This is a genomic window from Streptomyces sp. NPDC050759 (assembly GCF_044456945.1).
Classification (GTDB): Bacteria; Actinomycetota; Actinomycetes; order Streptomycetales; family Streptomycetaceae; genus Streptomyces.
Genome location: NZ_JBITGI010000009.1, coordinates 89,615 through 113,249, shown reverse-complemented (window position 1 = coordinate 113,249; position 23,635 = coordinate 89,615). Strand labels below are relative to the sequence as shown.

General features: G+C 70.3%; 22 protein-coding genes and 1 tRNA gene. 17 read left to right on the top strand and 6 right to left on the bottom strand.

Annotated features, from left to right (window positions below; genetic code table 11):
* Positions 1 to 41 precede the first annotated feature (41 nt).
* Positions 42 to 986, top strand: a complete 945-nt coding sequence (nudC, locus tag ACIBJB_RS26030; RefSeq protein WP_057610091.1) for an NAD(+) diphosphatase — start codon at positions 42 to 44, stop codon at positions 984 to 986.
* A gap of 10 nt (positions 987 to 996) precedes the next feature.
* A complete protein-coding gene (locus ACIBJB_RS26025) occupies positions 997 to 1,608 on the top strand; it encodes a class I SAM-dependent methyltransferase (protein WP_398933557.1) in 612 nt (203 codons plus the stop codon).
* Positions 1,609 to 1,640: 32 nt separating this feature from the next.
* Here ACIBJB_RS26025 and ACIBJB_RS26020 read toward each other — a convergent pair whose 3' ends face one another.
* Positions 1,641 to 1,883 carry a mycoredoxin gene (locus tag ACIBJB_RS26020; protein ID WP_037719776.1) on the bottom strand — a complete coding sequence of 81 codons (243 nt, stop codon included), beginning with the start codon at positions 1,881 to 1,883 and terminating at the stop codon, positions 1,641 to 1,643.
* A 183-nt stretch (positions 1,884 to 2,066) separates the two neighbouring features.
* Here ACIBJB_RS26020 and ACIBJB_RS26015 point away from each other — a divergent pair, with 183 nt between their 5' ends.
* The 4 genes from ACIBJB_RS26015 to ACIBJB_RS26000 all read left to right on the top strand — a co-directional run bounded on the left by ACIBJB_RS26015 (position 2,067) and on the right by ACIBJB_RS26000 (position 5,619).
* Positions 2,067 to 4,262 (top strand): ATP-dependent DNA helicase UvrD2, encoded by a 2,196-nt coding sequence (locus ACIBJB_RS26015; protein ID WP_398933555.1) that lies wholly within the window; start codon positions 2,067 to 2,069, stop codon positions 4,260 to 4,262.
* A gap of 169 nt (positions 4,263 to 4,431) precedes the next feature.
* Entirely contained in the window at positions 4,432 to 4,755 is a 324-nt protein-coding gene (locus tag ACIBJB_RS26010) for a hypothetical protein (protein ID WP_398933553.1), read from the top strand.
* Between the two features lie 175 nt (positions 4,756 to 4,930).
* Positions 4,931 to 5,299 (top strand): WhiB family transcriptional regulator, encoded by a 369-nt coding sequence (locus tag ACIBJB_RS26005; RefSeq protein ID WP_030784068.1) that lies wholly within the window; start codon positions 4,931 to 4,933, stop codon positions 5,297 to 5,299.
* Complete coding sequence (locus ACIBJB_RS26000) at positions 5,296 to 5,619, top strand: hypothetical protein (RefSeq protein ID WP_398933551.1); 324 nt, start codon at positions 5,296 to 5,298, stop codon at positions 5,617 to 5,619. The genes ACIBJB_RS26005 and ACIBJB_RS26000 overlap by 4 nt, the downstream gene beginning before the upstream one ends.
* A 142-nt stretch (positions 5,620 to 5,761) precedes the next feature.
* Here the strand turns inward: ACIBJB_RS26000 and ACIBJB_RS25995 are convergent, their stop codons facing one another.
* Entirely contained in the window at positions 5,762 to 7,132 is a 1,371-nt protein-coding gene (locus ACIBJB_RS25995) for an ABC1 kinase family protein (RefSeq protein WP_398933549.1), read from the bottom strand.
* Positions 7,125 to 8,342 carry a TOMM precursor leader peptide-binding protein gene (locus ACIBJB_RS25990; protein WP_398933547.1) on the bottom strand — a complete coding sequence of 406 codons (1,218 nt, stop codon included), beginning with the start codon at positions 8,340 to 8,342 and terminating at the stop codon, positions 7,125 to 7,127. The genes ACIBJB_RS25995 and ACIBJB_RS25990 overlap by 8 nt, the downstream gene beginning before the upstream one ends.
* A 258-nt stretch (positions 8,343 to 8,600) precedes the next feature.
* Here ACIBJB_RS25990 and ACIBJB_RS25985 point away from each other — a divergent pair, with 258 nt between their 5' ends.
* The 4 genes from ACIBJB_RS25985 (at position 8,601) to ACIBJB_RS25970 (ending at position 12,371) form a co-directional block, all read left to right on the top strand.
* Positions 8,601 to 9,197: a M48 family metallopeptidase gene (locus ACIBJB_RS25985; protein WP_398933545.1), complete on the top strand. Its 597-nt coding sequence runs from the start codon at positions 8,601 to 8,603 to the stop codon at positions 9,195 to 9,197.
* Between the two features lie 115 nt (positions 9,198 to 9,312).
* Positions 9,313 to 10,932 (top strand): TerD family protein, encoded by a 1,620-nt coding sequence (locus ACIBJB_RS25980; RefSeq protein ID WP_398933543.1) that lies wholly within the window; start codon positions 9,313 to 9,315, stop codon positions 10,930 to 10,932.
* 4 nt (positions 10,933 to 10,936) lie between these two features.
* Entirely contained in the window at positions 10,937 to 11,614 is a 678-nt protein-coding gene (locus ACIBJB_RS25975) for an AIM24 family protein (protein ID WP_057612239.1), read from the top strand.
* A 19-nt stretch (positions 11,615 to 11,633) separates the two neighbouring features.
* Positions 11,634 to 12,371 carry an AIM24 family protein gene (locus ACIBJB_RS25970; protein WP_059204535.1) on the top strand — a complete coding sequence of 246 codons (738 nt, stop codon included), beginning with the start codon at positions 11,634 to 11,636 and terminating at the stop codon, positions 12,369 to 12,371.
* Between the two features lie 47 nt (positions 12,372 to 12,418).
* Here ACIBJB_RS25970 and ACIBJB_RS25965 read toward each other — a convergent pair whose 3' ends face one another.
* Both ACIBJB_RS25965 and ACIBJB_RS25960 read right to left on the bottom strand, forming a co-directional pair.
* The gene (locus ACIBJB_RS25965; protein WP_398933540.1) at positions 12,419 to 12,940 is read right to left on the bottom strand and encodes an NUDIX hydrolase; all 522 of its coding nucleotides are present in this window, start codon (positions 12,938 to 12,940) and stop codon (positions 12,419 to 12,421) included.
* On the bottom strand, positions 12,937 to 14,361 hold the full coding sequence (locus tag ACIBJB_RS25960; RefSeq protein WP_398933538.1) for a zinc-dependent metalloprotease: 1,425 nt from the start codon (positions 14,359 to 14,361) through the stop codon (positions 12,937 to 12,939). The genes ACIBJB_RS25965 and ACIBJB_RS25960 overlap by 4 nt, the downstream gene beginning before the upstream one ends.
* A 192-nt stretch (positions 14,362 to 14,553) precedes the next feature.
* Between ACIBJB_RS25960 and ACIBJB_RS25955 the strand changes: the two genes are divergently transcribed.
* The 4 genes from ACIBJB_RS25955 (at position 14,554) to ACIBJB_RS25940 (ending at position 17,756) form a co-directional block, all read left to right on the top strand.
* Positions 14,554 to 15,669 carry an SDR family oxidoreductase gene (locus tag ACIBJB_RS25955; RefSeq protein WP_398933536.1) on the top strand — a complete coding sequence of 372 codons (1,116 nt, stop codon included), beginning with the start codon at positions 14,554 to 14,556 and terminating at the stop codon, positions 15,667 to 15,669.
* A gap of 182 nt (positions 15,670 to 15,851) precedes the next feature.
* Entirely contained in the window at positions 15,852 to 16,313 is a 462-nt protein-coding gene (locus tag ACIBJB_RS25950) for a molybdenum cofactor biosynthesis protein MoaE (RefSeq protein WP_398933534.1), read from the top strand.
* Between the two features lie 123 nt (positions 16,314 to 16,436).
* Positions 16,437 to 16,625: a hypothetical protein gene (locus ACIBJB_RS25945; RefSeq protein WP_398933532.1), complete on the top strand. Its 189-nt coding sequence runs from the start codon at positions 16,437 to 16,439 to the stop codon at positions 16,623 to 16,625.
* Between the two features lie 36 nt (positions 16,626 to 16,661).
* On the top strand, positions 16,662 to 17,756 hold the full coding sequence (locus ACIBJB_RS25940; protein ID WP_398933530.1) for a PDZ domain-containing protein: 1,095 nt from the start codon (positions 16,662 to 16,664) through the stop codon (positions 17,754 to 17,756).
* A 9-nt stretch (positions 17,757 to 17,765) separates the two neighbouring features.
* Here the strand turns inward: ACIBJB_RS25940 and ACIBJB_RS25935 are convergent, their stop codons facing one another.
* Positions 17,766 to 18,308, bottom strand: a complete 543-nt coding sequence (locus ACIBJB_RS25935; protein ID WP_398933528.1) for a PPA1309 family protein — start codon at positions 18,306 to 18,308, stop codon at positions 17,766 to 17,768.
* A gap of 200 nt (positions 18,309 to 18,508) precedes the next feature.
* On the opposite strand from ACIBJB_RS25935, the gene ACIBJB_RS25930 reads away from it, so the two are divergent.
* The 3 genes from ACIBJB_RS25930 (at position 18,509) to ACIBJB_RS25920 (ending at position 23,616) form a co-directional block, all read left to right on the top strand.
* The gene (locus tag ACIBJB_RS25930; RefSeq protein ID WP_398933525.1) at positions 18,509 to 21,445 is read left to right on the top strand and encodes a UPF0182 family protein; all 2,937 of its coding nucleotides are present in this window, start codon (positions 18,509 to 18,511) and stop codon (positions 21,443 to 21,445) included.
* Positions 21,446 to 21,499: 54 nt separating this feature from the next.
* Positions 21,500 to 21,573 (top strand) — tRNA-Met (locus ACIBJB_RS25925).
* Positions 21,574 to 21,780: 207 nt separating this feature from the next.
* Positions 21,781 to 23,616 carry a tetratricopeptide repeat protein gene (locus ACIBJB_RS25920; protein WP_398933523.1) on the top strand — a complete coding sequence of 612 codons (1,836 nt, stop codon included), beginning with the start codon at positions 21,781 to 21,783 and terminating at the stop codon, positions 23,614 to 23,616.
* Positions 23,617 to 23,635 lie beyond the last annotated feature (19 nt).

Sequence of the window (23,635 nt, the reverse complement as noted above, 5' to 3'; positions counted from 1 at the left end):
CGCCGAAACAATCCGCTGCACCGGGGGAGTTGGAAGCACCCGTGACCACCTGGACCGACCACACCGCCGACCGTCCCGTCTCGCTCACCGCCCCCAGCGGCATCGACCGCGCCGCGCACCACCGGCTCGACGAGGCCTGGCTCGCGGCAGCGTGGAGCCACCCCACCACCCGCTGCTTCGTGGTTTCCGGCGGTCAGGTCCTGATCGACGAGACGGCTGACGGCCGTACCGAACTCGTCATGACCCCGTCCTTCGAGGCCCCGCTCACCGAGGCGCACCGCTACTTCCTCGGCATCGACGAGGAGGGCGTCCGCTACTTCGCCCTCCAGAAGGACGCCCTGCCCGGCCGCATCGACCAGTCCGCGCGTCCGGCCGGTCTGCGCGAGGCCGGCCTGCTGCTGTCCGCGCGGGAGGCGGGCCTGATGGTGCACGCCGTCGGCCTGGAGAACTGGCAGCGAACCCACCGCTTCTGCTCCCGCTGCGGCGAGCGCACCGTCATCGCCGCGGCCGGCCACATTCGCCGTTGCCAGGCCTGCGGCGCCGAGCACTACCCGCGCACCGACCCGGCCGTGATCATGGCCGTCACGGACGACGAGGACCGCATCCTGCTCGGCCGCCAGGTGCACTGGCCGGAGGGCCGCTTCTCGACCCTCGCCGGATTCGTCGAGCCGGGCGAGTCCATCGAGCAGTCGGTGCGCCGCGAGGTCTTCGAGGAGGCCGGGATCACTGTCGGCCCGGTCGAGTACGTCGCCAGCCAGCCCTGGCCGTTCCCCTCCAGCCTCATGCTCGGCTTCATGGCCCGTGCCACCTCCACCGAGATCAATGTCGACGGGGACGAGATCCATGAGGCCCGCTGGTTCTCCCGCGACGAACTGGGCGCCGCCTTCGAGGCCGGAGAGGTCCTCCCGCCGTACGGCATCTCGATCGCGGCCCGTCTGATCGAGCTCTGGTACGGCAAGCCGCTGCCGACGAGGAGTTTCGTCTGAGAGGACGGGCATGCCCGACCCGTACTGGAACCACAACGTCCATTACCACCCCTTGGTGCTCGACGCCGTTCCCGACGGCTGCCGGGAGGCCCTGGACGTCGGGTGCGGGGACGGGCTGCTCGCCCGCAAGCTGGCTCAGAAGGCCGCGGCCGTCACGGGCGTCGACCGCTCACCGGAGATGATCCGGCAGGCACGCGCGACCGCCTCCGGGAACATCACGTTCCTGGAGGCGGACTACCTCGACGAGACCGCCCTCCCCGCGGGCAAGTACGACTTCGTCAGCGCGGTGGCCGTCGTACATCACGCGCCCTTCGAGGACGCGGTCGACGGCGTGGTCCGGCTGCTGGCCCCCGGCGGACGACTGGTGATCGTCGGGATGGCGTACAACAGGACGGCGCTGGACTGGATCATCAGCGCCTGCGGCCTACCCGTGTCGCTGCTCCTCGGACGGCGACGGGGCGGCAAACGGGCGCCGGTCGGCATGCCCATGGAGGACGCGACCGTGCACTGGGGCGAGGCCCGCAGGGCTGCCCGCCGCCTTCTGCCCGGCTGCCGTTACCGGCGCCGACTGCTGTGGCGCTACACGGCGGTGTGGGACAAACCACAAGAAGGCGGTTCCTGAGCTGCCCCAGGAACCGCCGATGTCCCGCAGTGTTATGCGCTGATCTTCTGCTTCACCTGCGCCAGCGACGGGTTCGTCAGCGTCGAGCCGTCGGCGAAGAGCACGGTCGGAACCGTCTGATTCCCGCCGTTCGCCTTCTCCACGAAAGCCGCGGACGCCGGGTCCTGCTCGATGTTGATCTCGGTGTACGCGATGCCCTCGCGGTCCAGCTGCTTCTTCAGCCGCTGGCAGTAACCGCACCATGTGGTGCTGTACATCGTCACAGTGCCCTGCATGTCTCGCGCGCTCCTTCGGTGGCTCGGGGGAAGAGGTCGTCCGTTGAGGGAACGTATGCGACCTGAACGCCATTCCCGACCCGGGTGCCCGGCCAGGTGACGCCTGCCGCATTAGTACGACTGCGGCTACCTGCCTGTGGACAACCGGCTCACCCGTCTCCGCCGACCTGGCAGCATGGCCGTGTGACAGCAGCAACGCACTCCACGCTCTTCCCGCGCACACCGGACTCGGCCGACGCGGTGCTCGAAGGGCTTGATCCCGAGCAGCGCGAGGTGGCCACCGCCCTGCACGGGCCGGTGTGCGTGCTGGCGGGCGCCGGTACCGGCAAGACCCGGGCGATCACCCACCGCATCGCCTACGGGGTGCGGGCCGGAATCCTCCAGCCCTCCAGCGTGCTCGCCGTCACCTTCACCAACCGCGCCGCCGGAGAGATGCGCGGGCGACTGCGCCAGCTCGGCGCCGCGGGCGTCCAGGCGCGTACGTTCCACTCGGCGGCCCTGCGCCAGCTCCAGTACTTCTGGCCGAAAGCCGTCGGTGGGTCCATGCCCCGGCTCGTCGACCGCAAGATCCAACTCGTCGCCGACGCGGCCGCCGCCTGCCGCATCCGCCTCGACCGGGGCGAACTGAGGGACGTCACCGGCGAGATCGAATGGTCCAAGGTCACCCAGACCGTTCCGTCCGACTACGCCCTCGCGGCAGCGAAGGCCGGCCGCGAGACCCCGCGCGCCGCGGCCGAGATCGCACAGCTCTACTCCGCATACGAGGACCTCAAGCGCGATCGCGCCGTCATCGACTTCGAGGACGTCCTGCTGCTGACCGTCGCCATCCTCCAGGACCGGCACGACATCGCCGAACAGGTCCGTTCCCAGTACCAGCACTTCGTCGTCGACGAGTACCAGGACGTCAGCCCCCTTCAGCAGCGCCTGCTGGATCTGTGGCTCGGGCGCCGCGACAGCCTGTGCGTCGTCGGCGACGCCAGCCAGACGATCTACTCCTTCACTGGCGCAACTCCCGACCATCTTCTCGACTTCCGTACCCGCCACCCCGGCGCCACCGTCGTCAAACTGGTCCGCGACTACCGGTCCACACCCCAGGTCGTCCATCTCGCCAACGGCCTGCTCGCCCAGGCCCGCGGCCGCGCCGCCGACCACCGGCTGGAACTGATCTCCCAGCGTCGGCCAGGCCCCGAGCCCGTCTACACCGAGTACACCGACGAGCCCGCCGAGGCCGAGGGAGCCGCCCGCCGCATCCGGGAGCTCCTGGACGCAGGCGTCCGGGCCAGCGAGATCGCCATCCTGTTCCGCACCAACTCCCAGTCCGAGACCTATGAACAGGCCCTCGCCGACGCCGGAGTGCCCTACCAGTTGCGCGGCGCCGAGCGGTTCTTCGACCGTCCCGAGGTACGCAGGGCCATCGTCAACCTCCGAGGTGCGGCCCGCTTCGGCGGCAACGACTCGCGGTTGGACGACGCCGTCGACCTGCCCTCGCAGGTGCGTGCCGTGCTGTCGGGCGAGGGCTGGACCACCGTGCCGCCGGCCGGCTCCGGGGCCGTCAGGGAGCGCTGGGAATCGCTGGCCGCCCTGGTGAACCTCGCGCAGGACTTCGCCGCCGCGAGAGCCGGCGCCACTCTGAACGACCTCGTGGCCGAACTCGACGAGCGGGCCGGCGCCCAGCACGCCCCGACCGTCGAGGGCGTCACCCTCGCCTCCCTGCACTCGGCCAAGGGTCTGGAGTGGGACGCCGTGTTCCTGGTCGGTGTCGCCGAGGGCATGATGCCGATCACCTACGCGAAGACGGACGAGCAGATCGAGGAGGAGCGCCGACTCCTCTACGTCGGTGTCACCCGCGCCCGCGAGCGCCTTCACGTCTCCTGGTCGCTCTCCCGCTCGCCCGGCGGCCGCCCCAACCGCCGCCCCAGCCGCTTCCTCGACGGACTGCGCCCCGGTTCCACCGCCACGGCGGGGCGCACTGCGGGCGGTGGTCCCGGAGGTGTCGAGCGTGGCTTCACGAGCCCCGCCGGCGCCGCGCCGAGACGCACCCAGCGCACCCCGGCGCGCTGCCGGGTGTGCGGGCGCACGCTCACCGACGCGGGCGAGATGAAGCTCATGCGGTGCGAGGACTGCCCCTCCGACATGGACGAGGGACTCTACGAGCGCTTGCGCGACTGGCGTGCGGTGCAGGCGCAACGCAGCGGACAGCCGGCCTTCTGCGTCTTCACGGACAAGACGCTGATGGCGATCGCCGAGGCCGTGCCCGACGACGAGCATGAGCTCGCGCGGATCCCGGGCGTCGGTATGCGCAAGCTCAACCGGTACGGAGCCGATGTGCTGACCATCTGTGCAGGCCAGGAGGTTTCGGAAGAAGAAGACGAGGCCTGATCCCAACTCGTCGGAAAAATAGTTTGCGCATGCCCCAGCAATCCCCATAGGTTCTTAGCCACGGGGACGGAGGCCTTCTCGGAGGCCCCGATTCCGTGTTCTACTTGCATTTCCGTCGGACAGCGGCTCGCGCCGCCGTCCCCAGAGACGCCGAGAGGAGGCGATTGAAGTGATCAGCATCAACAGCAGCAAGGCCATCAGCACGGCCAAAATGACCGATCGCTCGGTCGTCTCCGCGTGCATGCTCGGCGTTTCGAACCTGGGCACCGGTCTGTCCGGCATTCCTGCCGCGCGTCCGGCGTCCTCCGTGTCTCTCGCGGTCCTTCCCGTCCGTGAGCGCAATGAGCGACCGACCAAGGCACTGGAAGCAGTAGTGGCACAGGCGCATGTCTATGCCTTTGCGGCGGCCGGTGCCGGATTCCGGAAGCAGACGACGCAGCACCACCTGATGTGGGCCTTCCGTGGGCCAGAACCCTGGAGTGATCCAGTCTGATCGTCGATCAGGCCGGCGCCTTCAGGGCCGCGGAACCCCATCCGGGATCCGCGGCCCTTCTGTTTTCCCCGAACGGGGAGAGCGGAGCGAAGGGGCCTCGGGACAAGAAAAGAACCCGGTACCAAGCGACTACCGGTCCAACAGGGCCGGACCGAACAGACGAGGAAGACCACCCGTGCAACTCGAAGCGCACGCCCCGTCCGTACCGCCTTCCGAAACGATCCCCCCGCCCGGCCTCACGGAGGACTCCGCCTTGACTCCGCTCACCGCGCTCACCGCGCTCGACGACGCCATCGAGAACCTCGGCGTACCCGTCCCCTGCCGTTCCTACGACCCGGAGGTCTTCTTCGCCGAGTCGCCGGCCGACGTCGAGTACGCCAAGTCCCTCTGCCGCACCTGCCCGCTGATGGAGGCCTGCCTCGCCGGCGCCAAGGAGCGGCGTGAGCCCTGGGGCGTCTGGGGTGGCGAGCTGTTCGTCCAGGGTGTCGTCGTCGCCCGGAAGCGGCCGCGTGGTCGCCCGCGCAAGAACCCGGTCACGGCATGAACATCACAGGAACGATCGACCGCCCCCTCACGAACGACCCCACGAAGCAGGCCCCGATGAAGCCGTCCACCAGCGAGCCCGCAGGCTCCGCGATCCCAGACTTCACCACCACCGACGCGTCCGACCAGCGTCAGAACAGGACCCGAGAGATGCAACTCATCCCAGAAGCCCTGGCTCGTGCGCATATGCACGACCGCCTGCATGAGGCCGAGCAGGAACGCCGGGCGATCCGCCTGGTGACCGCCCGCCGGATGCAGCGCCGGGCCGAGCGCGCCTCCCTGCGTGCTCGCCGTGCGCTCGCCATCGCCGTCATGCAGTAGATCCGACCCACACCTGAAGCGGTGGCCTCCCGCACCGAGCTGAACTGAGCTCACCGGGAGGCGAAAGCTCTCCCCATCGGGGGCCGGTCCGTCCGAACGGACCGGCCCCCGCGGTGCGTTGTGGGTGGTGACGAAGACCCGTTCACGCCTCCGCCGCGGAACCCTCCTCGTCCAGTTCCTCCTCCGACACGAACCCGGGCAGCCACTCCTCCAGTTCCTCGCGCAGCCGGACGGCCGCGCCCAGCTGGCACAGGACGCCGATGGTGCTCAGGGTGACCCGGTGTATCAGGAGGTATGCCGGGGGGAGGTTGAGCTGTTTGCCCAGTTGGTGGGCGGGGGAGCGGGGGTCCGCGATCCGGGCGGCCTGGCTGCGCATCCAGCCGCGGGTGAAGGTGAACTCGTCGACCTCGGCCGGTTCGATGATCGGCAGGAGGTAGTCGAGGACCGCGTCGGGGTCCAGCTCTATCGACTCCTTGACAAAGCCCTCCACGCGGAGGAGTTCGTAGACCGCTTCTGCCTCGCCGTCCAGCGTCATGCGCAGGGAGGTGCCGATGGTGTCCGGCAGACCGCCGGGAAGCCGGTCGACCGTGCCGAAGTCCAGGACGCCCAGGCGCCAGTCCTCCTTTCCGCCCGGACCGCCGGGCAGGAGCCGGAAGTTGCCCGGGTGCGGGTCGGCGTGCAGCAGGCCGGTGCGCGCGGGGCCGGAGAAGAGGAAACGGGCCAGGAGTTGTCCGGCGCGGTCGCGCTGCTCCTGGGTGCCGTCGGAGATCACCTCCGACAGGGGCACACCGTCGATCCACTCCGTGATCAGGACCTGGTCGCTCTGGTGGACCACGGCCGGGACCACGACGTCCGGATCGTCCGCGAACTCCTCCGCATGGACCTGCTGGGCCTGTGCCTCCAGGCCGTAGTCGAGCTCCTCCGAGACCCGGTCGCGCAGCTCGGCGATGAGCGGCTTGATGTCGATCCCGGGGACGAGGGGCCCCAGCAGACGGGCGAAGCGGCCCAGTTGGTTCAGGTCGGACAGCAGGGCCTCGCCGGCTCCCGGGTACTGGACCTTCACCGCCACCTCGCGCCCGTCGTGCCACACGGCCCGGTGCACCTGGCCGATGGACGCCGCCGCGGAGGGCTTGTCGTCGAACTCGGCGAACAGCTCCCGCCAGTCCTCGCCCAGCCGCTCCTCGAGCACGGTGTGCACGGTGCGGGTCGGCATCGGGGGCGCCGCCTCCTGCAGCTTCGTCAGGGCCGCACGATAGGGGCCGGCGACCTCCTCGGGGAGCGCCGACTCGAAGACGGACAGGGCCTGGCCGAACTTCATGGCACCGCCCTTGAGCTCCCCGAGCACCTTGAACAACTGGTCGGCGGTGCGCTGTTGCAGCTCCCGGCCGACGATCTCCGCGGACTCGCCCACGATCCGCTTGCCGAGTCCCCAGGTGGCCCGCCCGGCGAAGCCGAGCGGGAGCGCGGCGAGTTTGGCGGTCCGGGTGACCGCCTTCCGGGGAAGATCAGACATGCGCCCTCCAGGTCCCAGCAGGCCGTGGCGCGGTTGCCTTGCGGCACAACTCCTCCGACGACCCTTGCTCCGTCATTGTCTCGTGCGCAGCCTCCTCCTTGGAGGTGTGTTCTCCCTTACCTTTCTCCGCGGCCCCGCACGGACATGCGGGATGCGGCCAGACCGGCCGCGCGTGCCAGCTCAGACCGGGCAGTGAGACCTCCCAGCGGGCACCCGCGCTCGACGGGAGGCGGCCGTCCAGGAATGCGAGCGCGTGCGTGGCCGCAAGTCCGGCGACTGTAGTGGCCAGAGCCAGGTCACAGGGTCGCGCCGCAGGCCGTCTGCCGCCCGAACGCCACTGGGCGACCAGCCGGAGCCAGGCCTGGTCGCGGTCGGTCCGCGTCTCGTGCAGACAGCCCGCGCAGCCCGTCTCGCCCGGCAGCACGAGAGGGCCGACCACTCCTGTGGCCTCGACCACACCGGCGTACAGATGAGGTGTGCCGGACCGGACGAGGGGCTCGCCGGTGGCCGGGGCGGGCGCGTGCACGTCGACGTCGTCCCGCGGGGCCAGGATCACCAGGGAGAACCCGGGGTCGTCCGCCCCGGCCGAGGCCCGGGAGCCACCGCGTGGCGGGCGCCCCGGAGCCGCCACCGACACCGCCCGGCGTGCGGCCGTGTCCCTGCGGTCGCCGACGGAGCCGGCGGGCAGCCCACCCGGGGCCACGTCCCAGGGCTCGACCTGTCCGCTGTCCCGCACGTCGACCTCCCCGACGCCGGCGCCCGAGAGCAGCGCGGCCAGCACCACACCCACCCGGCCGGCACCCCTGACCTGCACGCGCAGCGAACGGCGGGCGGCCAGGAGTCTCATCGCGTCCCCCGGCTCCGAGGTGGTCAGCGAGAGGGACGCCAGGTCGGGTGCCAGCCGGTCAAAGACCTCCTTCTTGGCCCGCAGCGCGTCCGCGTCCGGCCCGCCGCCCCTCGCGTCGTCGACGAGCCCGGCTCGCGAGAGCCGCCCCACCAGCTTGTCGACATGGCCCTCGGGCAGATCCATACGGCGTCCCTCCTCCCGCAGCAGCGTGAGGCCGCGCGTGCCGTTGAGCAGGTCGAGGAAGCTGCCCGTGGCCGTGTCCATCGGACCCAGCGTCATCGCGTGCGCCGGGGTCATCCCGAACTGCACGGTGTTGAGATCGCGCCAGCCGCGCCGGAGCGCGGGTTTCATCTGCGGAACCATGTGCTCGAGCGGAACCACTGCTTGCATGACAGGCCCCCGTAGCCCTCGTGGAACATCCCCGTCCGTCGCCGGAGCCCGGACGACGGCCGGTCGCGGCTCAGGCGGCGGTGCCAGCATGCCCGGACCCGGCCGTCACGTGCCGAAGGTTGTCCACAGGTGAGGGCCATTCGTCGTACAAATCAGACGCATGGCGGGCGATCGGAACCGAACCGTCCCGGAGTCGGGACTTCACCCGTGTGCAGCGGGTAACGTCAGGGCGTGCCCGCCGACCCACTGCACAGCGCCGGAAAGCCACAGCGCAGTACGACGAGCCAGCCGCCGAGCGGCTCGGGGGCGAGCGCGATCGAGGTGCGCAGGAGCAGCCGTCGCCGCCGGACGGTCTCCGCGTACCGCGAGGGCGATCGCACCGTCGTGCTCATCCCTGCCCGGATGTCCGAGGCCGAGGAGCAGCGCTGGGTGAGCGTCATGCTCGACAAGCTGGCCGCCCAGGAGAGCAAACGGGTCCTCGGCGACACCGAGCTCTCCGAGCGCGCCCGGCGGCTTTCGGCCCAGTACTTCGACGGCCGCGCACGGCCCGCCTCGGTCCGCTGGGTCACCAACCAGAACACCCGCTGGGGCTCGTGCACCCCGTCCGAGGGCAGCATCCGGCTCTCGCACCGGCTCCAGGGCATGCCGGAGTACGTAGTCGACTACGTCCTGCTCCATGAGCTCGCGCATCTGCTCGTGCCCGGACACGGACCCCGTTTCTGGCGGTTGCTGGAGGCCTATCCGCGCACTGAGCGGGCCAAGGGCTATCTCGAAGGCGTGGTCGCCGCGGACCGGTTGCCGCACCTTCCGGACGCCCGCGGAGAGTGACCGCCGACCCGAACGGGTTTTTGTACCGGATCTGTACCAACCTGCACCGGTGTCCGAGTTTGCCGTTAGCCTGTCGCGACGCACTCGTATTCGGGATGGGGGACGGTCGTTACGCATGGCCAGGGAATTCCAACGAGGCCACAAGGCCAAGATCAGTGACCTGACCGCGGGTACGGATCTGTACGTAGGCGTGCAGATCTCCGGCCCCGGACTGACCTTCGACATCAGCTGCTTCGGCCTCGACGCCGACGAACGGCTCTCGGACGACCGGTACTTCATCTTCTTCAATCAGCCGAAGTCCCCCGAGGACTCCATCCAGCTCCTGGGCGCGCAGTCGGGCGACACGGAGTCGTTCCGAGTCACGCTCGATCAGATTCCGTCGCAGATCCAGAAGCTGTCGTTCACGGCGACGATCGACGGCGCCGGCCAGATGTCGCAGATCGCCCCGGGCTACCTGCGCATCGTTGCCGGCGGCGAGGAAGTGGCCCGGTACTCCTTCGACGGCAGCGAGTTCTCCACCGAGCGTGCCGTGATGGTGGGCGACCTGTATCTGAAGGACGTCTGGCGGTTCGCCGCGGTCGGCCAGGGCTTCGACGGCGGCCTCGACGCGCTGCTGAAGAACTTCGGCGGCGAGGTCGCCGACGAGGAGCCCGAGGCCGCGCCCCAGCAGCCCGCCGTCCCGGTCCAGTCCCAGGCGCCGGCCTTCGCCCCGCCCCCGCAGGCCACCGCGCCGGCACCTTCGTTCGGCGCGCCGCCGGCCCCCGCTCAGGCGGCGCCCGCTCCCGCCGCTGCGCCGGTCGCCGGGACCACCCCGCCCGCGCCCGCCGCGCCGACGAGCCCGCAGACGTTCACTCCTCCGGGTCAGACCTTCACGCCGCCCGGTGCACCTCCGGCGGGGCAGTACGCGCCCCCCGGCGCGCCCGCGGGCCAGTTCACGCCGCCGGGCGCCGTCGCCGGCCAGTTCACGCCGCCGGGCGCCGTCGCCGGCCAGTTCGCGCCTCCCGGTGCCCCCGGTGCCTTCCCCGGCCAGGCGCAGCCCTTCGGCGGCGGCACCCAGCTCGCCCCCGTGCCGCCCGAGGCCAACGTCCGCGTCGTCCTGACGAAGTACGCGGAAGCCCCCGTCGGCGACCGCTGGACCGAGCAGAACACGAACCTGGTGCGGGCCACCCTCACCAAGGACGCTCCCATCCTCGCCAAGCAGGGCAGCATGGTCGCCTACCAGGGCGACATCGACTTCGCTCACAAGGGCTCGGGGCTGCTCGGCAAGCTCACCGGGGCGCTCACCGGCCAGGGCATGTCCCTGATGCGCTGTACGGGCAACGGCGAGGTGTTCCTCGCCGACGAGGCCAGCCGTGTCTTCGTCATCCGTCTCCAGGGCGAGCAGATCTACACCAGCGCCCAGGGCGTGCTCGCCTTCGACGAGTCCCTGGAGACCGAGGTCCGCCGCATCGAGGGCGCGGGCCTGCCCGGCGGGGGCTTCTTCAGCATGCTCTTCTCCGGCACGGGAGCGGTCGTCGTCAAGACACGCGGCGTGCCCGTCGTCCTCCCCGTCGGCGCGGCCACCTACGTCGACGGCAACGCCGTCATCGCCTGGTCCGCCGGTGCGCAGGCGGTCACCACGACCTCGCTCAGGCTGCGCCGCTCCGGGTACGCCCGGCAGACCACCGAGGCCGTGAACCTCCAGTTCCGCGGCGCCCCCGGCAACTTCGTCGTCGTACAGCCCTTCGAGGTGTGAGGCCATGGACTCCCAGACTCTGAGTGCGCACCGCGCCGCCGCGACCGGCGTCCGCATGAGTGTGCACAGCTCCAAGACGCTCAAGGTCACCATGGTCACCGGGCAGGACCTGATCGCCAAGGCCGGCTCGATGATCGCGTACGACGGTTATGTGCAGTTCGACGGGGCGCCCGCGAGCCTGCGCCGCTCGGCGGAGGAGATGGTCAGCGGCGAGGGCGGCAAGCTGATGCTGGCCCGCGGCGACGGTGACCTCTACCTCGCGGACTACGGCGGCGACATCCTCGTCCTGCACCTCAACGGCGAGGCCCTGTCGGTCAACGGCGCCACGCTGCTGGCCTGCGACGCCTCGCTGGAACTTGCCATCGAACCGGTCAAGGGACTCGCCAAGCTGTCCGGCTCGGGCCTGACCAACCTCGTGATCAAGGGCACCGGCTGGGTCGCCCTGGTCAGCCGGGGCATCCCGATGGCCCTGGACTGCGCCGAACGCGAGACGTACGTCGACCCGGACGCCCTCGTCGCCTGGACGACCGGCCTGGAGATGAAGGCCCGCCGCACCATCAAGGCGAGCGCCCTCATCGGCCGCGGCAGCGGCGAGGCCTTCCAGATCGGCTTCAAGGGACAGGGCTTCGTCGTCGTCCAGCCCAGCGAGGACACCGGCGACCGATTCAAGATCCGGGGCTGAGGGGAGCACCAGGCACATCATGCACAGCACACTCTTCGCACATGTCCCGGTCGAGTCGACCGGGCGCTACACCCTGCAGAACCCGCAGCTCCTGAAGACCGACGTCACCCAGGGCAGCAGCGCCGTACTCGCCCGGCAGGGCGCCATGGTGGCCTTCGAGGGCCAGGTCGAGTTCGACAGCCAGTACCGCAACCGCAGTTGGCGCAACGTCGAGCGGATGACCGGCGAGCGCCTCGAACTCATGCGCTGCAAGGGCAACGGCATCGTCTACCTGGCCAACCTCGCCCAGCACCTGCACATCATGGAGGTCGGCAGGGGCATCACGGTCGACAGCTCCTACGTCCTGGCCTTCGACGGCTCCCTCGGTGTCGGCATCGTCGCGGTGGACAGCGCCGTCGAGGTGGCCGCCGCGGGCGCCTACAACCTGGAGCTGTCCGGCTCCGGCCAGGTCGTCCTCATGACCTCCGGCGAGCCGCTGGTGCTGGAGGTGGGACCGGACAAGAACGTCTGCGTCGACTCGGACGCCGTCATCGCCTGGTCCACGTCCCTGCGCACCCAGCTCCAGGCGCCCACGTCCACCTCCGGAGTGTGGCGCCGCCGGGGGACCACCGGCGAGGGCTGGGAGATGCACTTCGGCGGCACGGGCCACGTCCTGGTCCAGCCCAGCGAACTGCTGCCGCCGCAGGGCATGCGCAACGGCGGGATGCTCGGTCAGTTCGGCATGCGCGGCAACTCCCTCGGGGGCAGCAACAGCTAGCCATGCGTAAGGGGCGCCTGCTTGTCGGGCGCCCCTTACCCGTGCGCTCACAGCCTCGCGCGCGTCGCTTCCAGCAGCCGTACGACGGACTCGTCGGCCACATCCGCCACCTCGTCGTAGGCGAACCACCGCACGTCGAGCGATTCGTCGCTGATCGTCTCCACAGCCCCGGACGGAGCGAGCGCGGCGTACTGGACGTCGAAGTGGCAGTGGCACGGCGGCGGAATCGGATGCCGGTCCAGGCGCACCGGGCCGCCCAGCAGCAGTGTCAGGCCGGGGATGCCGGACTCCTCCGTCGCCTCGCGCAGGGCCGCCGCCGCCAGAGAGGTGTCGGCCGATTCGCAGTGGCCGCCCATCTGGAGCCACATCCGCAGCTTCTTGTGGAGCGTGAGCAGGACCTGGCCGCGCTCGGGGTCGATCACCAGAGCGCTCGCTGTGACGTGCCCCGCGTGACAGGCCTTCCACATGCCGTCCGGGTGGGTCGCCAAGTGATCCAGATAGGCCTGACGCAGCTCTTCCTGGTCCTCGTACTCCTTCAGCACGAGGACCGCGTCGTCGTACAGGCTCACTCGGTGTCGTCGTCCTTCTTCAGGTCGGGCTTCCCGCCGGAGCCGTCCGCGGCCTCGCCGAGCATCTTGTCCAGCTCGGAGAAGTCCAGCTGCTCGCGGTGCACGAAGCCGTCCGGGTCGTCCAGGTCGGACGCGGTCGGCAGCATGTCCGGGTGGGACCACAGGCCGTCACGGCCGTCGACACCGCGCGCGTCTGTGAGCGAGGCCCACAGACGGGAGGCGTCCCGCAGGCGGCGCGGACGCAGCTCCAGCCCGATCAGGGTGGCGAACGTCTGCTCGGCCGGACCGCCCGAGGCGCGGCGGCGGCGCAGGGTCTCGCGCAGCGCGTCGGCGGATGACAGGCGCGGCTTCGCGGCCGCGTGGACCACCGCGTCCACCCAGCCCTCCACGAGCGCCAGAGCGGTCTCCAGACGGGCCAGGGCCGCCTTCTGCTCCGGGGTGTCCTCCGGCTGGAACATCCCCTGCTGGAGGGCGTCCTGGAGCTGCTCGGGGTTCTGCGGGTCGAACTGGCCGACCACGTCCTCCAGCTTGGCGGTGTCGACCTTGATCCCGCGCGCGTAGCCGTCGACCGCGCCGTACAGGTGCGAGCGCAGCCACGGCACGTGCGCGAAGAGGCGCTGGTGGGCGGCCTCGCGCAGGGCGAGATACAGCCGCACCTCGTCCTTGGGCACGCCGAGGTCCTTGCCGAAGGCCTCGATGTTCGCCGGCAGCAGCGCGGCCTTGCCGGCCGGGCCGAGCGGCAGGCCGATGTCGGTGGAGCCGACGACCTCGCCCGCGAGCACGCCGACGGCCTGCCCGATCTGGGTGCCGAACATGGCCCCGCCCATCGAGCGCATCATGCCGATCAGCGGGCCCGCCATGGCCTGCATCTCCTCCGGCAGGACATCACCCATGGCGTTTCCCACGCGCTCGGCGACCGGGTCGACGAGCTCCTTCCACGCGGGGAGGGTCGCCTCGACCCACTCCGCGCGGGACCACGCCACGGCGGAGCCCGCCCCGGACGGCAGCGACGTCGCGTCGTCGAGCCACAGGTCCGCCAGGCGTACGGCGTCCTGGACCGCGGTGCGCTCGGCGGGGCCGATGCTCGCGTCCTTGGTGCCGTCCGCGGTGCCCTGGGACACCGTCTGGCGGGCGATCTGCTTGGCCATGTCCCAGTTCACGGGGCCGCCCTCGTACGAGAGCATCTGGCCCAGCTGCTGGAAGGCGGCGCCCAGGTCGTTGGGATTCAGTGAACCGAACATGGCTGCGAGCGGATTGTCCGCACCGGGGCCGCCAAAGCCTCCGGCTCCGGGCAGACCGCCGAAACCGAACGGGTTGGCCGGTCCCTGACCACCACCGCTCTCCTGGTCCTTCTTCTTGCCCTCGTCGCCGTCGTCCGGCTCCTCCGGCGGAAGGCCGAATCCGAATGGGGTGTCACTCACGGGATTCCTCGGCTGGTAAGGCCACCGGTTGCCTCCGGCGGCGCGGCTGCCCGATAACACCCCCCAGCGTAGACACCGACGGCCGTTCGGGCCTCGGTGCTCCGCCGACTCTCCGCCTGCGGCAGGATGGATGCCACCTGGTACGTACGCGTCACTCGCGTTCCTACTGAAGACAACCGCTGGAGACGCCCGGTGAGTTCCCCTGATCCGCAGGTTCGCGCAGCGCGAAACCAGTCAACCAACCCCGCCGCGCGCCGGCCAGTCGTCGCGGTCACCGGTGCCGCGTCCGGCATCGGAGCGCTGCTCACCGAGCGGCTGGCCGCCTCGGACGAGATCAAGCAGGTCATCGCGCTGGACGAGCGGCGTGGTGAGTGCGCCGCGGCGCAGTGGCACATCCTGGACGTACGGGATCCGGCCATCGCAGAGAAACTGCGCGGGGCCGACGTCGTGGTGCATCTGGCGCTCGACCTCGATCTGGAGACGGACCCGGCCGCGCGGACGGCCTACAACGTCCGGGGGACGCAGACCGTGCTGACCGCCGCGGCGGCCGCCGGCGTCCACCGCGTCGTGCTGTGCACCTCCGCCATGGTCTACGGGGCGCTTCCGGACAACGAACTGCCCCTGTCGGAGGACGCCGAGCTGCGGGCCACCGCGGAGGCCACCGGGGTCGGCGATCTCCTGGAGATCGAGCGGCTCGCGCGGCGGGCTCCTCGGGCGCATCCCGGACTCAATGTCACCGTCGTACGGCCTGCCGTGCTGGTGGGCGGAGGGACCGACACCGCTCTGACCCGGTACTTCGAGTCCCCGCGGCTGCTGGTCGTGGCCGGGTCCCGGCCCGCTTGGCAGTTCTGCCATGTCGAGGATCTGTGCAGCGCTCTGGAGTACGCCGTCCTCGAGAAGGTCGACGGGGAACTGGCCGTCGGGTGTGACGGGTGGCTGGAGCAGGAGGAGATCGAGGAGCTCAGCGGGATCCGCCGGATGGAGTTGCCGTCGGCGGTCGCGCTGGGGGCGGCGGCCCGGCTGCACCGGATCGGGCTGACGCCGTCTCCCGCGGGGGATCTCGCGTACACGATGTACCCCTGGGTGGTGAGCGGGAGCCGGCTCCATGACGCCGGGTGGCGGCCGCAGTGGACCAACGAGGAGGTGCTCGCGGAGCTGCTCGAGGAGGTCGCCGGGCGGCACACCGTCGCCGGGCGGCGGCTGGGGCGCAAGGACGCGACGGCTGCGGGGGCCGCGGGGGCGACGGTGGCGCTGCTCGGTGCGGCGGCCGTGGTGCGGCGGGCTCGGAAGGCGCGGCGGCGGATCTGACCGGAGCGCGCCTCGCGGGGAGCCGCGTGAGGTCGGCAGGCGGCTGACGGCCGGTGGGGGCTTGTCGCGCAGTTCCCCGCGCCCCTGGGTGGGCTCACTGTACGAGTCTCCAACAGTGCACGTGCGTGTGCCGGGTGATAGCTCCATTCCCGGTCGTCTCCGGTGTACGGCACGATGGACGCATGGCACCCACTTACGACCATCCCGGCGAGCAGGCCGCGCAGGATCCCATCAAGCTGATCGCGATCCGTGAGACCCCGCTCTCCCTCGACGAGGTCTTCCGGGCCGTCGGGGACGACTCCGCCGGCGGGACCGCCCTGTTCGTCGGGACCGTCAGGAATCACGACGGGGGGGCCGACGTCGACAAGCTCGGGTATTCGTGTCACCCCAGTGCCGAGGCCGAGATGCGGCGGGTCGCCGAAAAGGTCGTCGCCGAGTTTCCGGTGCGGGCCCTTGCCGCCGTGCATCGGGTCGGGGATCTCGCGGTCGGGGATCTCGCCGTCGTCGTGGCCGTTTCCTGCCCGCACAGGGGAGAGGCATTCGAGGCCTGCCGGAAGCTGATCGACGATCTCAAGCACGACGTGCCGATCTGGAAGCACCAGACGTTCTCTGACGGTACGGAGGAATGGGTCGGCGCCTGCTGAACCCTTCCTTCACCCCTCCGGTTGCGTAACCGCACCCCTGGCATGAGCGTTGTCAGTGCGGATGATTAATCTGCTGATCAGTCAGTTTTTCGCGGTCGCTCAGCGCGGGGTCGGGAGGTCGGCATGGGGGCGCTCATCTGGTTGTTGATTCCGCTCGTGGCCGCGGTCGCCGCCGGGTTGTGGGGCAGTTGGGCCAACCGGACCCACCGGATACGCAGCGACGGCCCCGAGCTCGACGGCTACGCCCGTTTCCGCGCCGCGATGGAGAAGTCGCACTCCGGACCTGACGACCGGGTGACGACAGCGCCCTGACGATGGTCCGACAGGAGCGTCCCGTACTGTCGTGCCATGCCACGCCGCACCGCGACGATGCTCGCCTCCACCCTGATGCTGATCGCGCTCCTGTGCGCGGGAGTCTTCATCAAAGTGCCCTACGCCGAGATGTCACCGGGTCCCACGGTGAACACCCTCGGGGACCACGGCGGCGAGCCGGTGCTGCAGATCTCCGGGCGCAAGACGTATCCGACGAGCGGTCACCTGAACATGACCACCGTCCGGGTCACCAGCGCCGACTTCAAGATGAACCTCGTCCAGGCCGTGTACGGCTGGCTCGCGCACGACAGCAAGGTCGTCCCGCACGACACCCTCTACCCGGACGGCAAGACCGAGGAGCAGTCCACCCAGGAGAACGCCGAGGAGTTCAGCCAGTCCCAGGAGAGCGCCAAGGTCGCCGCCCTGAAGGAACTGGACGTCCCGGTGCAGGCCTGGGTGATCGTCTCCACCGTCGTGAAGGACTCCCCGGCCGAGGGCAGACTGCACGCCGGTGACGTGATCAAGGCCGTGGACGGTACGACGGTGAAGGAGCCGGGCGACGTCGCCAAGCTGGTGACCAAGCACAAGCCCGGCGAGGACGTCGTGTTCACCATCGTGCCCGCGAAGGAACAGGCCGCCGCGGAGAAGGCGCACCGGACGGCGACGAAGACCGAGAAGATCACGGTCACGACCAGGACGTCCGACGACGAGGGCGAGAAGCGCGCCATCGTCGGGATCGCCGCCGGGACCGACCACACCTTCCCGTTCACCGTCGACATCAAGCTCGCCGACGTCGGCGGCCCGAGCGCCGGTCTGATGTTCGCGCTCGGCATCTACGACAAGCTCACCCCGGGCAGCCTGACCGGCGGCACGTTCGTCGCCGGCACCGGGACGATCGACGACGACGGCAAGGTCGGCCCGATCGGCGGCATCGAGATGAAGACGGTCGGCGCGCGCGACAAGGGCGCCCAGTACTTCCTGACGCCCGCCGACAACTGCGCGGCCGCCGCCAAGGACACCCCGAGCGGGCTCACCCTGGTCAAGGTGAACACCATCGGGGACGCCCTCGGCGCGCTCAGGGACATCCGCGAGAAGAAGACGTCCGACCTGCCGAAGTGCACGAAGGGATAGCCGCGAGGGCTACTCCTCGAACGTCGCCGACAGCGCCTCCGCCAGGCCCGGCACCAGGTCGCCGCCCGTGAGGACCTCCGTCGGGGAGTCCTTCTCGCGCAGGCGCAGGGCCGAGTCGCGGCTGCCGTCGCGCAGGACCGCGACCGTCATACGGACCTCCTGGCGCGCCGGGTGCTCGGCGACCCACGTCGCCAGCCGGGCCTCGCTCAGCCCCTGCGGGACGGACGCCTCGGCGGACGGTGGCAGCATCAGGCGCTCCACGGTGAGCGCGCAGCCGACGACCGCGTCGGGCCAGGCGATGGTGCCGAGGAACTCGTCGAGCGGCTTGCCCGCGGGAATCTCGTCCTGCTCGATGGGCGTCAGACCCGAGGACTCCCGCGCGCCCTCCAGACCGAGCTGGCTCGCGAGAGCGGGTTCCTGAGCCCGCAGCTGTGCGGTGTCTACGAGGGCGAAGAGGCGAGCGGGCTGGTCCCAGCCGAGGCCGGAGGCGTACTCGTCGATCTCGAGTACGGCCCGGGTGAGCGGGCTCGCCGCCATGGGAGTGTTGGACATGGTCACAATCCTGCCTCGTTCGTGACCGGAATCGGGAACCGAGTAAACGGTGAGTAAGTTGCATAGGTGTGGGCCCGCGATCACGGGGGCTCTGGAGGGGCTCGCGAACACGGGGGCCTGACGGATCGACAGCGAACTTCGAGGTGCGCACCTTGGCTTTCCAGATGCCGGACCGCGGCGGAGGCCCGACGGGGCCGCGGATGAGAGTGGGCCGCCCGTCCCGGCGTGCCCGGACCCTGCTCATGACGCTGGGCGTCCTTGCCGTTCTCGGCATGGCGTTCACCATGTTCGCGGGCTTCTGGACGGACTGGCTCTGGTACCGCTCGGTGAACTACTCGTCCGTGTTCACCACCACGCTGTGGACCAAGATCGGGCTGTTCTTCGTCTTCGGCCTGCTGATGGCCCTCGCGGTCGGCTTCAACATCTGGCTGGCCCACCGGCTGCGCCCGCCGCTGAGCGCCATGTCCATGGAGCAGCAGAACCTCGATCGTTACCGGATGGGCATCGCGCCCTACAAGAGGTGGCTGCTGCTGGGGATCGTCTCCCTGGTGGGCCTGATCGCGGGCGCCTCCGCCTCCAGTCAGTGGCGGACCTGGCTGATGTGGGTCAACGGCGTCTCCTTCGGCCAGAAGGACCCGCAGTTCCACCTCGACATCTCCTTCTACACCTTCGACCTGCCCTGGTACCGGTTCCTGCTCGGCTTCGGCTTCGCCGCAGCGATCCTCTCGGTGATCGCCGCCGCGCTCACCCACTATCTGTACGGCGGTCTCAGGATCACCTCCCCGGGCGCGCGGGCCACGGCCGCCGCGACCGGGCACCTGTCGGTGCTGCTCGGCGTCTTCGTCGCCCTGAAGGCGGTCGCGTACTGGCTCGACCGGTACGGCCTCGCGGTCAAGTCCAGCGACTTCAAGGCGACCGACAGCTGGACGGGCCTCAGGTACGTCGACGCGAACGCCTATCTGCCGGCCAAGACGATCCTGTTCTGCATCGCCGTGATCTGCGCCCTGCTGTTCTTCGCCACCCTGTGGCGGCGCACCTGGCAGCTGCCCGTGATCGGCTTCGGGCTGATGGTGCTCTCGGCGATCCTGATCGGCGGGCTCTACCCCGCGATCGTCCAGAAGTTCCAGGTCCAGCCGAACGAGCAGGCCAAGGAAGCGCCGTACGTCGAGAAGAACCTCAAGGCGACGCGTGAGGCGTACGGCATCGACGACGCCTCGGTGAAGGAGTACGACGGCAAGTCCACCCAGACGGACAAGACCAAGCTGCGGGACGACGTCGACGCCACGGCGAGCATCCGGGTCGTGGACCCCAACGTGGTTTCGCCGACGTTCCAGCAGCTCCAGCAGATGCGGAACTACTACGCGTTCCCGACCAACCTGGACGTCGATCGCTACAGCAAAGACGGCAAGAACGCCGGAGACCAGGACACGGTCATCGGTCTGCGCGAGCTGAACCTCGCCGGTATCCCGAAGAACAACTGGATCAACGACCACTTCCGCTACACCCACGGTTACGGCGTGGTCGCCGCGAAGGGCACCGAGGCCGACGCCGAGGGCCGCCCGGTCTTCACCGAGTCCAACCTGCCGTCCCAGGGCGACCTCGGGACGTACCAGCAGCGCGTCTACTACGGCGAGAAGACCACCGAATACTCGATCGTCGGCGGTCCCCAGAAGGAGATCGACTACTCCGACGACAACGGTGAGAAGACCTACAGCTACAAGGCCAAGAGCGGGGTCAACCTCTCCAACCCGGTCAACCGGGCCGCGTACGCGGTGGCGTTCAGCGAGCCGCAGATCCTCTACTCCGGAGCGATCGGCGAGGGCTCGAGGATCCTGTACAACCGCACGCCCAAGCAGCGCGTCGAGGCGGTCGCCCCCTGGCTGACCATCGACGGCGACGCCTATCCGGCGGTGGTGAACGGCAAGATCCAGTGGATCGTCGACGCGTACACGACGACGAACGGCTACCCGTACGCCTCCCGTACGACCCTCGGCGACACGACGGCCGACTCGCTGACCGCGACCAACAACTCGCGCGCGGTGGTGGCCCAGCAGAACCAGGTCAACTACATCCGCAACTCGGTGAAGGCGACCGTCGACGCGTACACCGGCGAGGTCAAGCTCTACCAGTGGGACACCAAGGACCCGGTCCTCAAGACCTGGATGAAGGCGTTCCCGGGCACGGTGGAGCCGAAGACGGACATCTCCACCGACCTGATGGCCCATCTGCGGTACCCGCAGGACCTGTTCAAGGTCCAGCGTGAGCTGCTCGCGCGCTACCACGTCGAGGACGCGGACACCTTCCTCAGCGGCAGCGAGGTGTGGCAGGTGCCGGACGACCCGACCAACAAGTCGGGCGACGCGGTGCCGCCGTACTACCTGAGCATGAAGATGCCCGACCAGTCGGCACAGGCGTTCTCGCTCACGACGACGTTCACGCCCAACGGCCGGGACAACCTCAGTGCGTTCATGTCGGTCGACGCCGAGGCGGGCACCAGCGACTACGGCAAGATCAGAATCCTGAAACTGCCGACCAACACCACGGTCAACGGGCCCAAACAGGTGCAGAGCCAGTTCAACTCCGAACAGGACATCGCCGAGACCATCAGCCTCCTCAACAGAGGCGACTCCAATGTGGAGTACGGCAATCTCCTGACGGTGCCGCTCGACGGAGGACTGCTCTATGTGGAGCCGGTCTACGTACGCGGTGGTGGACTCAAGTACCCGCTGCTGCGCAAGGTGTTGGTGACCTACGGCGGCAACACGGCCTTCGAGGACACCCTCGACGAAGCCCTGAACAAGGTCTTCGGAGCGGACGCTTCGACGACTCCGCCACCGGACGACGACGGCGGGACCACCAAGCCGCCGCCGACCTCCGGCAACCCGACGGTCCAAAAGGCGCTGGACGACGCCCAGAAGGCCTTCGACGCCGGCCAGGAAGCCCTGAAGAAGGGCGACTGGGAGGCGTACGGCCGGGCCCAGGCGGACCTGGAGGACGCGCTCAAGCGAGCCGAGAACGCGCAGGCCGCGGCGGACAAGAGCGGCGGCAGCAGCGCGAAGCCCAGTAGCAGCCCGAGTCCCAGGAGCAGTCCCAGCAGCAAGCCCAGTAGTAGTCCGAGCAGCAGTCCCAGCGGCTGAACAGCCGCTGGTCAACTGCCCACCCCGCGCCGTGATACGGTTGCAACACAACGGCGCGGGGTGGAGCAGCTCGGTAGCTCGCTGGGCTCATAACCCAGAGGTCGCAGGTTCAAATCCTGTCCCCGCTACTGAAAACGAAGGCCCGGATCCTTTCGAGGATCCGGGCCTTCGTGATGTGCGAACGCATGTGCCGACCGAGGGGACGGCCGTGCCGCCTCGGGGAGTTGGGGACAGCCGTGTTTGACTTGTCTCTCTGTGGGCATGTCGACAAAACGCTGAAGTGGCCTCACTGGCTGCGGTATACCAGGTGTACCCAGGTTGCAGGTGGTGCGACGATGGACGTTATGGGGGACAAGGCAACTCTGTTGGAGACAGGGCGTTTTGTGCAGCCTGCCGATTTTTCGGAGTCGACGGGCGACTTGTCGCAGCCCATGGACCGGGACGAAACCGGGGAGGCTGCCGAGGAGGCACGTCAGCGTCTTGCCGCGCAGAGCGGTGACGTCGAGGCGATGAGCGTCCTCGGCGCCCTCCTGCTGCGCCGCGGTGACCTCGACGGAGCCGAGCCCCATCTGCGTGCCGCCACCGCCGCGGGCGACCGGGCCGCCGCCAACAACCTGGGCGTCCTGCTGCACCAGCGCGGATACGCCGACGACGCCGCCGGCTGGTGGCGGATCGCCGCCGTCGCCGGATCCGCCGCGGCCGCGCACGCGCTGGGACGCCACCACCGTGAGCGGGGCGACGAGCCCGCCGCCGAGTACTGGCTGCGCCAGTCCGCCGAGCAGGGGCACGCACTGGGCGCCTACGCGCTCGCCGACCTCCTGGAGCACCGCGGGGACACGGGCGCCGAGCAGTGGATGCGGATCGCCGCCGAGCGGGGGCACCGGGAGGCCGCCTATCGGCTGGCGCGCTCGCTCGACCGTCGGCTGGGTCCCGAGGAGGACGTCGGGGACGACCACGGCGCCGGGGCCGAGGCCGAGCAGTGGTACCGGCAGGCCGCCGCGCGGGGGCACCGCCGGGCGGCGCTCCATCTCGGGGCGATACTGGAGCGGCGCGGTGCGCTCAAGGAGGCCGGACGCTGGTATCTGACGTCCGCGAAGGACGGGGAGGCGCGGGCCGCCTGCGCCCTCGGGTTCCTGCTGCGGGACGCCGGTGACACCGAGAGCGCCGCCGTGTGGTGGCTGCGCGCGGCCCAGGACGGGGACGGCAACGCGGCCAACGCGCTGGGCGCCCTGCACGCCGAGCGCGGCGAGTCGCAGACCGCCGAGCGCTGGTACCGGGCGGCGATGGACGCCGGTGACGACAACGGCGCGTACAACCTGGGGCTGCTCTGCGCCGAGCAGGGGCGGACCGCGCAGGCCGAGCAGTGGTACCGGCGGGCCGCGTACGCGGGGCACCGGGAGGCGGCCAACGCGCTCGCCATCCTGCTGCTCCAGGGCGGGGACACGGCCGGGGCGGAGCCCTGGTTCTCCAAGGCCGCGGAGGCCGGGAGCGTGGACGCCGCGTTCAACCTCGGGATCCTGTTCGCCGGGCGGGGCGAGGAGGCCCTCGCGCTGCGGTGGTACGAGCGGGCGGCTGCCGCCGGACACACCGAGGCCGCGCTGCAGGTGGGCATCGCCCGGCTGCGGGACGGGGACGAGACCGAGGCCGAGCGGCACCTTCGGTGTGCGGCGGGGGGCGGCAGCGCGGAGGCCGCGTACCGGCTGGCGACCGTGTTGGACGCCCGGCGGCCGCCGGTGCCCGCGCACTCGCTCGGTGAGCCGGTGCACGCGGGGAAGAGCGAGTGCGAGGAGTGGTACGAGCGGGCGGCCTCCCAGGGGCATCGGCGCGCTCAGGTGCGGGTGGGCATGCTCGCCGCCGGTCGGGGCGATGTCGTGGAGGCGGCCCGGTGGTACCGGGAGGCCGCGGAGGCGGGGTCCCGGAACGGAGCCTTCAATCTGGGGCTGCTGCTCGCCAGGGAGGGGAGCGATCCGGAGGCCGCCGTGTGGTGGACACGGGCGGCCGACGCGGGGCACGGGCGGGCGGCGCTGCGGTTGGCGCTCGTCTACGCGCGTCGGGGTGAGCTGGCCGAGGGGCAGCGGTGGGCCGATCGGGCGGTGGCCCTGGGGCCGGCCGAGGTGTCCGAGCGGGCCGCTCGGCTGCGGGACGCGCTCCGTGAGGAGCTGTCGGCGTAGCGGTGCACGGCGGGGCGCC